Origin of the sequence: Myxacorys almedinensis A, from assembly GCF_010091945.1 — a bacterium.
Lineage (GTDB): Bacteria > Cyanobacteriota > Cyanobacteriia > Leptolyngbyales > Leptolyngbyaceae > Myxacorys > Myxacorys almedinensis.
Map to the genome: position 1 here is coordinate 41988 of NZ_WVIE01000017.1, position 11467 is coordinate 53454.

At 49.9% G+C, this 11467-nt stretch carries 5 protein-coding genes; 1 reads left to right on the plus strand and 4 read right to left on the minus strand.

Features of this window, described 5'->3' with window-relative positions:
• The first annotated feature begins 10 nt into the window (after window positions 1–10).
• Entirely contained in the window at window positions 11–871 is an 861-nt protein-coding gene (locus tag GS601_RS15005; protein ID WP_162424096.1) for an Rpn family recombination-promoting nuclease/putative transposase, read from the plus strand.
• Between the two features lie 103 nt (window positions 872–974).
• Here GS601_RS15005 and GS601_RS15010 read toward each other — a convergent pair whose 3' ends face one another.
• From GS601_RS15010 to GS601_RS15025, 4 genes are all read right to left on the minus strand, one after another.
• Complete coding sequence (locus GS601_RS15010; RefSeq protein ID WP_202925115.1) at window positions 975–1226, minus strand: nucleotidyltransferase family protein; 252 nt, start codon at window positions 1224–1226, stop codon at window positions 975–977.
• 203 nt (window positions 1227–1429) lie between these two features.
• Window positions 1430–5854: a non-ribosomal peptide synthetase family protein gene (locus tag GS601_RS15015; RefSeq protein WP_162424097.1), complete on the minus strand. Its 4425-nt coding sequence runs from the start codon at window positions 5852–5854 to the stop codon at window positions 1430–1432.
• Window positions 5855–5873: 19 nt separating this feature from the next.
• The gene (locus tag GS601_RS15020; RefSeq protein WP_162424098.1) at window positions 5874–10391 is read right to left on the minus strand and encodes a non-ribosomal peptide synthetase; all 4518 of its coding nucleotides are present in this window, start codon (window positions 10389–10391) and stop codon (window positions 5874–5876) included.
• A gap of 10 nt (window positions 10392–10401) precedes the next feature.
• Complete coding sequence (locus GS601_RS15025; protein ID WP_162424099.1) at window positions 10402–11451, minus strand: TauD/TfdA family dioxygenase; 1050 nt, start codon at window positions 11449–11451, stop codon at window positions 10402–10404.
• Window positions 11452–11467: the final 16 nt, after the last annotated feature.

The window sequence follows — 11467 nt, forward strand, 5'->3', positions numbered from 1 at the left end:
CCCAGAATCAATGCGCCGAGATTCTATTTTTTATCGCTTGTTTGCCCAATCCCCAATCCTGCTCTTTGAGTTGTTAGAATCGCCACCCATCAACGCCCGTGACTATCGCTTTGATTCCGTTGCGGTGAAAGAACCGAAGTTTGAAATTGACGGAGTGTTTTTGCCACCAGAGTCCGATCCTCCCGGAACCGTCTTTTTTGCTGAAGTCCAGTTCCAACGCGACGAAAAATTGTACGAGCGGATGTTTGGTGAAGCGTTTCTGTACTTTTACCGAAACCGCGATCGCTTTTCTGACTGGCAAGCAGTGATAGTCTATCCTTCTCGTAGCACCGAGCAAACTGCTTCACATCCTTATCGCGCCTTGCTCAACAGCGATCAGGTACATCGAATCTACTTGAACGAGCTAGGCGAATTTCGTCAACTGCCACCAGGAGTTGCACTAATGGTGCTGACAACATTAACGCAAAATCAAGCTCCATCAGAAGCGCGATATCTCCTTGCTCAATCTCAGCAAGAGGGGTGGGAATCAGAGGAAAGTAGCTTCATAATGAATATGGTGATTACAATCATGTCGTACAAGTTCGGTTCTTTAAGTCGAGAAGAGGTGGAAGCGATGCTAGATATTACATTCCAAGAAACACGGGTTTATCGGGAACTGCGAGAAGAAGTGACAGAAGGAGCGAGAACAGAAGAAGCGATGAAACTTGTTTTACGACAACTTACTCGTCGATTGAAGCAGGAACTTTCTGAGGAAACGCGATCGCAGATCACCGCCTTATCTCTGCTGCAATTAGAAGAACTGGGTGAGGCTTTGGTAGATTTTGAGCAACTGAACGACTTGGCAACCTGGCTAGAGCAGCGTTCGGTCTAATCAAGAATCAAGCTAAACACGAATTGAGCCATTACTTCTGCTGTTTTGAGTGCATTGGTAATAGGTGGATTGAGAGATTTTCAGCGATCGTAGTTGCTCACCTTCACAATGGCACTGCCTCCGCCAAGACACGCGCTTTGATTCTCTCCTTTAACATCTCGATCGTGGCGACATCCACTTTTCGATTCAGCAACGCTTCCAAATCTAAGATCAGTCCTGCCGGAAACCAAGGTGTAATCCGTACCAAGTCATAGTCGATCAAAAAGTCTATGTCGCTTTCTGAGGTTGCTTCCCCGCGTGCCACTGAACCAAACACTCGTACATCAAAAGCTCCATGCTTTTCGGCGATCGTCAAGATTTGCGATCGTTCATTTTAATGCCAGTCTCACTGCCCTCAATCTCGCAAAGTTAGACGCACTCCAACAGCATTCAGGACAACCCCCGTTTGTTTTCTCAATGGCAAGTGTCAAACGGCGAATGCTCAATCAACATCTGCTAGAGCAATTTATTTGCAACTTAGACCTGGAGCCAAGCGAAATTAAATCGCATCCAAACTACTCAAGCCTTTGCAACTACGGCATTATCGCTGCCTGATTCTGTCCGGACTATTGTACTGGGTGACTTTAGGTAATTACTCTGCTTGTAGTACTGAAAGTAGGTTTTTAGCAGTTTGTCGCTCACTTGAGGGCAGGAGATACTTGTTCCTTGAAGCCCCTTTAGAGTATTACGACAATCAAACTTGGATTCGGATAGATTTAATTGGCTGTCTTTAGATTCCTCAGTCGATTTGAGTAAGAATCGGGGTAACAGGGGGTATAGGGCATTGTCTTGAGAAGATTTTGTCACTTTGATTAACTCTTCACGCCATTGCTCATAACTCACGGCTTTCAACGAGTAGCCAGATGAGCCAATTAGCCAGTTTAGTAGCTGCTGAATCCGAATTGGAGTTGGATTGACAACATGAAATACCTGTCCGAGAAGCTGTTGCTGTTGAGAAAGATGAACGATCACCTGACTTGCGTAGTCAACGGGTGTCATGTCTACTAAGGTATCACTGTCTGGTTCTGGAATATACCCGATTTGAATACACCCTTTAATCATACGAGACATGAAATCATCCGTGTTGCAGATTCCTGTTTGGGTATCTCCGGTGATTCTTCCCAATCTGTAAATGCAAACTGGAATCCCTCTAGAATTTGCGATCGCTGCTAGCCTTTCTGAAACCCACTTACTTTGAGCATATCCACTCTGAAGGCTTTCACAAGCTTCCGGAGTATCCTCTTCTCTAACTTCTATTTTTTCTAAGCGATCGACGTTAGAGAAGACACTAAATGTTGAGATGAAGTGGACAGGCTTTGTGCGAATCATTGCCGCCAGTCTCAAAACTTCTTGAGTCCCCAGAACATTTGCGGCTTTCAGTGTGGAATAGGAGTAAACAAAGTTGACCAGAGCACCATTGTGATAGATCACATCAATGCGATCAGCTAGAGTCTGAAACTGATCAGAAGTAAGTCCTAGTTTTGGTTGAGCTAAATCTCCTAAGACTGGAAGAATTCTGTGGGCAAAATTCTGATTCCACAGGGCGTAAGCCTCAAGATTTCGTTGAAGTCTTTCTCTCGCTTGTTCGATCGTGGAAGCACGAACCAGACAGTAAATCGTTGCAGAGGTTTGCTGTAGAAGCTGATGTAGTAAGAAAGCCCCCAGAAATCCAGTTGCCCCGGTTAAGAGGATTGCATCTGGAGGGGATGTTTCTATTGCGTATTCTGTTTCAGGTTGAATGTCAACATCGAGGACTGCTTCTTTCCTCAAATCCACCGCTATTGTTGTCACCAATTCCTGAGTGAATTGGACTTGCTGTTGCAGATTGGTGATCACCTTTACTTGCTCTGTAATCGTTGGTGCCTCAAACAAACTTCGCAAAGGAATTTCTACCTGAAATAATTCCTTGATTCGCGTCCAAAGTTGAATCACGAGAATGGAATGCCCACCCAAGTCAAAGAAATTATCCTGCGTTCCAACCTGCTGAACACCCAAAATCTCCATCCAAATCGTTGCAAGCTGCTGTTCGTCAGGCGTTTCGGGTTGAATGTAACTTGTGGTAGGTGGTAGTTCGATGGAGTCGATCGCAGCCAATGCTTGACGATCGATCTTGCGATTGGGTGTCAGCGGTAAAGACTCCAGGACAATGAAGGTAGAGGGAATCATATACTGCGGCAGGATCTCCTTTAAGAAGAAACGCAATTCGTCAGCAACGATCGTCTGATCTTTCTCTAGAACAAGAAAGGCGCAAAGATATTGCTGAGAATGTTCTCCTGTGAGCAATACGACAGCCTGGCGGACTTGAGGATGCTGAGACAGTACCGCTTCAATCTCACCCAACTCAATCCGAAAGCCCCGCAGCTTCACCTGATCATCTACCCGCCCCACATACTCGACGCTGCCATCCGCTCGATACTTCACCCGGTCTCCGGTTCGATACAATCGTGCTCCTGGGACTGCACTAAACGCATCCGGCACAAAACGCGCTGCCGTCAGGTCGGCTCGTCCCACATAACCGCGTGCCACTCCCGCGCCGCCGATGTACAGTTCTCCCACTACCCCGATCGGCACGGGCTGCTGCTGTTGATCGAGGATGTACAGTTGCGTGTTGGAGAGTGGGTGTCCGACCACCGCCGCATCCGTCGCCGTTGTGAGGCGATGGCGAGTAGACCAGATCGTAGTTTCAGTAGGACCGTAGAGATTCCACAGTGCGGCGGCGCGAGGAAGCAGTTGTGCAGCGAGGTCAGGCGTAAGAGCTTCTCCGCCACACAGCAGCGTGAGCGTTGATCTGCCCTGCCACCCTGCTTCCAGCAGCAGTCGCCAGGTGGCAGGGGTGGCTTGCATGAAGGTGGCTTGTGTCCGAGTCAGGGTGGCTGCTAATCGCTGACCATCGACTGCCGTGGCTCGGTCTACCAGTTCTACCGTTGCCCCCACAACGAGAGGCAGCAGCAATTCCAGCACTGCGATGTCAAACGAGAGTGAGGTGACCGCTAGCAGCACGTCGCCGGGACGCACCTTCAAGTCCTGCTGCATCGAGGAGAGGAAGTTGACCACCGCACGGTGGGGAATTTGTACACCTTTCGGTCTGCCGGTGGAGCCAGAGGTGTAGAGGATGTATACCAGAGCGTCTGGGGTGACAGAGCAGGGCTGTGGGGAGCGCGGTGAAGAACCATTATTGTTCCAGAGTGAGTCGAGCGGCAGCACCCGTCCGGCAAAGGGGAAGAGAGTCTCCAGGGAGGTGTCAGTCAGCAGCAGGGCGACCTGAGCATCCGAGAGGATGAAGGTGAGGCGCTCTGTCGGGTAGGCAGGGTCGAGGGGAACATACGTGCCACCTGCTTTGAGAACGGCGAGGAGGGCAATGAGCAGGGTGGGAGAGCGGTCTAGGAACAAGCCGACGCGGGTTCCTGCGGTGACTCCTGCCTGTTGCAAGTGGTGAGCGAGGTGGTTTGCACGCTGGTTGAGCGTGTCGTAGGTGAGGGAGGTGTCATGGTAGCGGAGGGCGATCGCGGTTGGAGTGTGTTGCACCTGAGCTTCCACCCATTCGTGCAGGCACAACTCAGGAATCTCGGTGCTGGTCTGATTCCATTCTTTTACGAGGGTTTGTTGTTCTTTAGCGGTCAGGAGAGGAATCTCCTTGAGCCGTTGATTTGGCTCTACAATCATCCCTGTCAAAAGCGTTTGTAGATGTCCTAAAAGGCGATTAATCGTGTCAGCATTGAATCGACGATCGTCATAAGTAAGCTCCAAGAAAACCTGTGATCCTAATCCAATGACGAGGCTGAGGGGATAGTGCGATCGACCAAATGAGAGAACGCCTTCAATGTTAAGCTCGTTTGCTTGTCTTTGTAGAGAGGTATCAACTGGATAGTTTTCAGTAATGACCAGGCTCTCAAACAGTGGGACACCGCGAGGCAGTTCGCTCCAGCCTTGGATCTGAACCAGCGAACTATATTCGTATTGCCGCATTTCGACCTGTCCCGCCTGAAACTGTTGCAGCCAGGGCACCAGTGTTGCTTCTGGATTAACTTGAACGCGGACGGGTAGCGTGTTGATAAACAGTCCCGCGATCGCTTCTACGCCGGATAACGAAGCGGGTCGCCCGGAGGAGGTGATGCCAAAAACCACATCAGATTCTCCACTGTAGCGGCTCAACAAAAGACTCCAAGCTGCCAGAACTAGCGTAGTAGGGGTTAGCTGATGCTGTCGAGCAAATTGCTGGAGATCGGCACCGATTTGGGGTAGATCGAGCCGCTGAACTGTGTAGGGGTCAGTCGTGGAGAGCGGGTTAGAAACTGGCTGATCAACGCCCAGTGGTGTTGGTGCGATGAATCCCTGAAGCATTTTACGCCAGAAGGTTTCTGCTTGCAGGGAATCTTGCTGCCGCAGCCAAGTGATGTAGTTGCGGAAGGAAGGTGAGGGTGGAAGCTGGAAAGTTTCTCCGGTGGTCAGGGTAGTGTAGAGATTAAATACTTCCTTGAACACTAGCAATCGTGACCAGCCATCCAGCAAAATGTGATGTTTGCTAAATGTGAATTGATAAGTGTCTTCTGTAAGGTGGATCAGAGTGAGCCGCAGCAAGGGTGCGGTTGTCATCTCAAATCCCTGAGCGCGATCGACTGCCAGAAAAGCCCGGAGATTTTCCTGCTGCTCGATCGAGGTTTGTTCGCGCCAATCCAGTTCTTGCCAGGGCAATTCGATTTGTTGATGAACAACTTGTACAGGCTTTTTGAGCGTTGCCCAATGAAACGAGGTTCGCAAGATGGAATGTTGCTCCAGTGCGATTTCCCAGGCTCGTTTGAAAGCGGAAATATTCAGATTGCCACGCAGCGTAAAGCTATTTTGATCGAAATAGGCGATCGAGTTCGGGTCGTGCAGCGTGTGAAAGAGTAATCCTTGCTGCATGGGCGAAAGCTCATAGATATCAGCTACGTTTTTCGCTTTCATAATCTGTTTGGCTCCCTGGCTAACTTAACTGAGCAATTAATAAATCGAGGTCTTCCTGATCGAGTTGAGCATCTGGAAAATCTGAGGGAGTGTAACCGCCCACTTCTGAAGACTGACAGTGAACAATCAGCGATCGCAGAGCCGTGAGATAGTGTTGAGCCAACTGCTCAATGCGAGGACGTTGGTAAATTCCCGCGCTGTAATCCCACCGTAGGTGTAGTTGTCCCTCGCTCACAATTGCAGTGATATCGAGCAGATAACGGCGGTTGCCTTGAGGACTGCGCCCCAATCCTGTCGATTCCAGTGCAGGGGCAAATAAGGACGTTGCAGCGGCGATCGCGTCTACCTGCCCCAGGTAATTGAATTTCACGCAAGCGGGCGAACGATCGCGTAGACCAGCCGTCGCCTCATCCTGATTCAGATAGCGCAGAATGCCGTAACCAATGCCCTGCCGAGGAATTTGACGCAGTTGCTCTTTAATGGATTTCAAACATTTTTCAGAATGCTGAGGATCATCTAATTGCAATTGCACGGGAAAAATTGTGGTAAACCAGCCGATCGTGCGGGACACCTCCACATCCTCAAACAGCGACTCTCGCCCGTGTCCTTCCAAATCGAGATAAAGCGAGGGAATTTGAGTCCACTGAAAAAATGCCTGCACCAGCGCCGTGAGCAACACATCGTTAATTTGAGTTTGATAGGTGGCTGGAACCTCCTGGAGGAGAGCATCAGTTTCTGTCTGAGTCAACGCGACGGACACTGTTTGAGTCAGGGCAACCGTATTGGCTCCAGTAAGATTATCCATTGGCAGTGTGGCGGCTCCACTCTCCTGCTGCCAGTAAGTGAGTTCTTGCTGGAGTGCCTCCGAGTCAGCATAGTTCTGCAAACGGGCTGACCACTCCTTAAAGGAAGTTGTTTTAGCGGGTAGCTGCACTGCTTGACTCTGAGCTAACTGCTGGTAAGCCGTTTGCAAATCCTCCAGCAGAATGCGCCAGGACACTCCATCAACCACAAGATGATGCAGAATCAGCAACAGGCGATCGGGCTGATGATTGCCCAGGTTAAACAGGACGACTCGCATTAACGGACCGTCTGCGAGATTCAGGCTAGTTTGCAGGTCGGTAGCAACGGCGGTTATTGTCTCAGATTGCTCTGGGGTGGCAAGGGTAGACAAATCTAGTTGAGTGAATGGCACGATCGCATCAACATCAGTATTAATCTGCTGCCAGCCTGTTGTATCTCGATGAAACCGCAGCCGCAGGGCATCGTGATGTTGCAGCAGATGACTCAGTGCTTGCCTCAGCAAAACTGGATTAAGAGGCTGCTGAACTTGCAGCAGAATTGATTGATTCCAGTGATGTGGCTCTGGGAGATCTTGCTCAAAAAACCAGTGCTGAATCGGAGTCAGCGGCACAATTCCCGTCACAATTCCCTGCTCTGCGGCAACGACGGGAGCCGTATTCACCACTGCTGCCAGCGATACAATGGTGGGATGCTCAAACAATTGTTTGGGCGTAAACCGGAGTCCGGCTTGACTGGCTTTTGCAATCACTTGAATGCAGAGAATGGAATCCCCGCCTAACTCGAAAAAGTTGTCATAAATTCCCACTTGCGGCAGCCTGAGAACGGTTTCCCAAATTTGAGCAATCGTTGCTTCGACGGAAGTGCGCGGTGGAACAAATGCGCCATCGGTATCTGATTGGGGAAGCTCCATTGTCAACAATGTGCGACGATCGAGCTTGCCATTCGGCAGCAATGGCAGTGTCTTCAAGGGTATGATCGCGAACGGCACCATGACTTCAGGAAGTTTGGCTTGCAGAAATTGGCGCAGATTGTCGATCGCATCAGCAGCCTGCTCAGGAACGACATAGGCGAGGAGTTGTGGATGTTCTGCTTCTGTGGCAAGCACGATCGCCTCTCGCACCTCTGGATGTTGCTTCAACGCCGCTTCGATTTCTCCCAGTTCAATTCGGAAACCTCGAATTTTCACTTGCTGGTCTGCGCGTCCCAAAAACTCGATCGTTCCATCCAGACGGTAACGGGCATGGTCTCCGGTTTTGTACAGTCGGGCATCTGGATTGCTGCTGAACGGATGCGGCACAAAAGCGGCGGCTGTAAGTTCAGGCTGGGCGTGATAGCCACGAGTTACGCTAGCGCCGCCAATATAAATTTCACCCGGAAATCCGAGCGGTACAGGCTGGAGGTCAGTATCGAGTAAATAGACCTGGGTATTTGGCAGCGGGTAGCCTAGTGGAACCGTCTCAGAATCGGCTGCCGACAGGCGTTCTTGAACTTCATAAGTCAACACGCCCACAGTGGTTTCTGTCGGTCCGTAGTGGTTGAGTATCTGACAGGTGGGCGCGTGCTGCCGGATTTGTTCAACTAGATGCCAATGAAGCGTTTCTCCACCCAAGATTAGCTGTCGCCGGGGCAGGATTGCCCGACAATCAGCAGCGTCCAGCAACACCTTGAGGTGGGAAGGAACAATTTTGAGATAGTCGATCGCGTGCCGCCGACCGTATTCTGCTAGCGCATTCGGATCGAGCGATCGTTCCTGGGAAATCAGGTGTAAACAGCCACCTGTACAAAGGCAAGCGAACAGCGTGGTATTGCCCAAATCCGCAGCCAGCGTAGAAACTGTGGCAAAACTTGCTCCCTCAGGGATAGTCAGGCTTGTTAAGATGCCGTTAACATAATTCAACAACTGTCGATGCTCTACAGCCACCCCTTTCGGTTTTCCTGTTGAACCTGATGTGAACAGGACATAAACTAAGTTTTCGGGTGTTGTCCAATTGGTTAGATTGGTGGTGGCTTGTTGAGCGATCGTAGACCAGTCCGTATCCAGACAAATGACCTGTGCTGTCAATGTCAAATCTTTTGCAAGTTGCTGCTGGGTCAGGAGAATTGTGGCTTGAACCTGCTGTAACCGTTGGTCAACTGCCGTCGTAGGTAAGCCCGGATCAAGGGGTAAATATGCACCGCCCGCTTTAAGAATTCCCAACAAGCCGATTAGCATTTCTGGAGAACGATCGACATAGAGCGCCACAACCTGTTCAGGTTCAATTCCCTGCGTCCGCAGGAAGTGAGCCAGTTGATTGGCACGGGCATTTAGTTCCGCATAGGTGAGGGATTGATCCTCAAAGACTACGGCAACGCGATCGGGTGATTGTTCTACCTGCTGTTCAAACCATTGATGAATCGTGCTGTGATTGCAATGGCTGATTGTTGTTTGGTTGAAATCTACTAAAAGTCGCTGTCGATCGCGATCGCCGAGGAAATTGAGGTCTGCAATCTTAGCGTCTGGTTGATTAATAATCGAAGTCAGTAAGGTTTGAAAATAGTTTGCAATTTGAGCGATCGCGTCGGCTGCAAACAGATTAGCATCATAATGAAATTCGGCTCGAAGCTGACCAGATTGACGGATACAGGACAGTTTGATTTTGAAACGATTCAGGTAAACTGCTTGCTGATAGATAGAAAAAGTCAGATCAGGCATTGATGCCACAGACCATTCTGCAAACTCAAAACCAACGGGCAAAGTTACTAGAGGCAATCCTGTAAAATATTCTTGCCATTGGTGTGCTTCCTGCATGATCTGAGCCGTCTGCTGCACCCGTTGACTCAACAGGTCGTTTTCCTCCAAATGGCTCTGTAAAGGTAAGCATTTGTCCAATAGTCCTAGAGCATACTGCAAATCCTCGTACTTTCGCCCCGCATTGGTAACACCGATCGTGATGTCCGATCGACTCGTCATCCGCCACAGCAGCACTTGCCAGCAAGTCAGCAATACCGCCGCGATCGAGCCGTTGTAATTTTGAGCTAACTGGCTAATAGTTTCAGCATCCAGGTGAGCGGTGAAGCAGCGCGGTTGAAATGGTGCAGCCTGAAGACCTTGGCGCTCAAAGGGAAGCTTCCATCCGCTTAAATCCATGAATTGCTGCTGCCAGTAAGTTTTACCACAATTCGTTGCTTCCGCTTCTAGGAGGTCATTTTGCCATTCTGCTAGATCGGCATACTGCATTGGCTCATCTGGTTCATGATCAAAATTGCCAGCATAGGTACGGCTAATTTCGCTAGCAAGAAACTGTAGCGTTGTCGCGTCTGCACATAAACTCGGAAGACTCAAAATCAGCAGATGTTGCTGTGGCGCAAGGGGAACGATCGCCACTCGGAGCGATGCAGATTGCTCAAAGGAAGCTTGGCTATTTTCTTGTAAATAGCTTTGAATCCATAGTTCCAGTTGGGACAGATCATAATCGGAAAGAGGTTCTGCTACAGAGATACTCAGGTTGGTTTTCTCCTGAATCACTTGCAGTGGCAAAATCATCTCTGGCAAACATTGAAACGTTGTGCGGAGAATTTCATGTCGCTGAATCACCTTTTCTATCGCTGTCTTCAAAGTTTCAACCTGAAGCGCTCCCTGACATAGCAACACACCCTGGGCGATCGTTGGAACGTCAGGATGTGATTGCTGTAGAGACCACAGGTGCTTTTGTTGGGGTGACAGTCGGTATCCCTCGATCGTGGGTAATTGCATAGTTCAGTTCCTACTTGTCAATGTTTGTTTGTCGCAGCACGTCTGGACTGTGAGAATCTGCCATTGCCGCCAGAACTCGACGTGAACCCAAAAAAGGGCAGCGTCCATGTGCGGTGAGCATATTGTCCAAAAGCAGCACATCTCCGGCTTGCCAGGGAAATCGCACCGATTCCTGCTCATAGGCAGAGCGAATTACTTCGAGAACAGAGGGTTCGATCTCTGTGCCGTCGCCATAGTAGGCATTGCGCGGGAGCGCTTCCACAGGAATTCCCTGCATCAGATCGGTCTGGAGCGTTGCGCCTAAACTTGTGATGTGAAATAGGTGCGCCTGATTAAACCAAACCGCTTCGCCCGTTTGAGGATGGGTCGCGATCGCTTGACACACCTGACGAGTTCTTAACTGATCCTGTCCCCACCACTCAACGGCAATTCCAGCCTGATGGCAGTATTTTTCAACGACTGCTCGATCGTCCGTTTGAAAGACTTCTTGCCAGGGCAAATCCAATCCTCCACCATAATTTCGCACATACAGCACACCGTTCTCAAATCGCGATCGAATGCTGGAAGGAATCTGTGCTAGAACCCGGCGACTATCCGCGATCGGGGTTTCTCCCCCCTGTTGAGCAGGCTGAACGCAATAAAAGCTAATTCTCAAGCACCATTGCCGCGCGTAGGACATTTCGTTGTGAAGGGGAATTGCCCGATCTGCCGGATATTCTGTAGAGGTGTAGACATTGGAGCGAACCTGAGTGCGGGGGGTCGATCGATAGGAATAAGGCATCGCGGTTTGGGAAACCCCCTGCATGAATATCTCAAAATCTGCATCCCCTAACACTTGAAAGTTACGAAACAGAATACCGCCATGTTTCAACAACTCTGTTTCGATCAGTCGTTGATTCTCCTTTGCCCACGCCGCTAAACTCAGTCCTTCCAACGTTGGCTGAATGATCAGAGGAAGCTGCTGTTCAGACGGTTGCATCTGAACAAGCTGAGTTGTAGAAGTCACTAACTTACGTCGATGCTGCCGGATGAAAGTCGTGGGATCTGGAATCTGATTCATAGTCGGGAAGTCCATC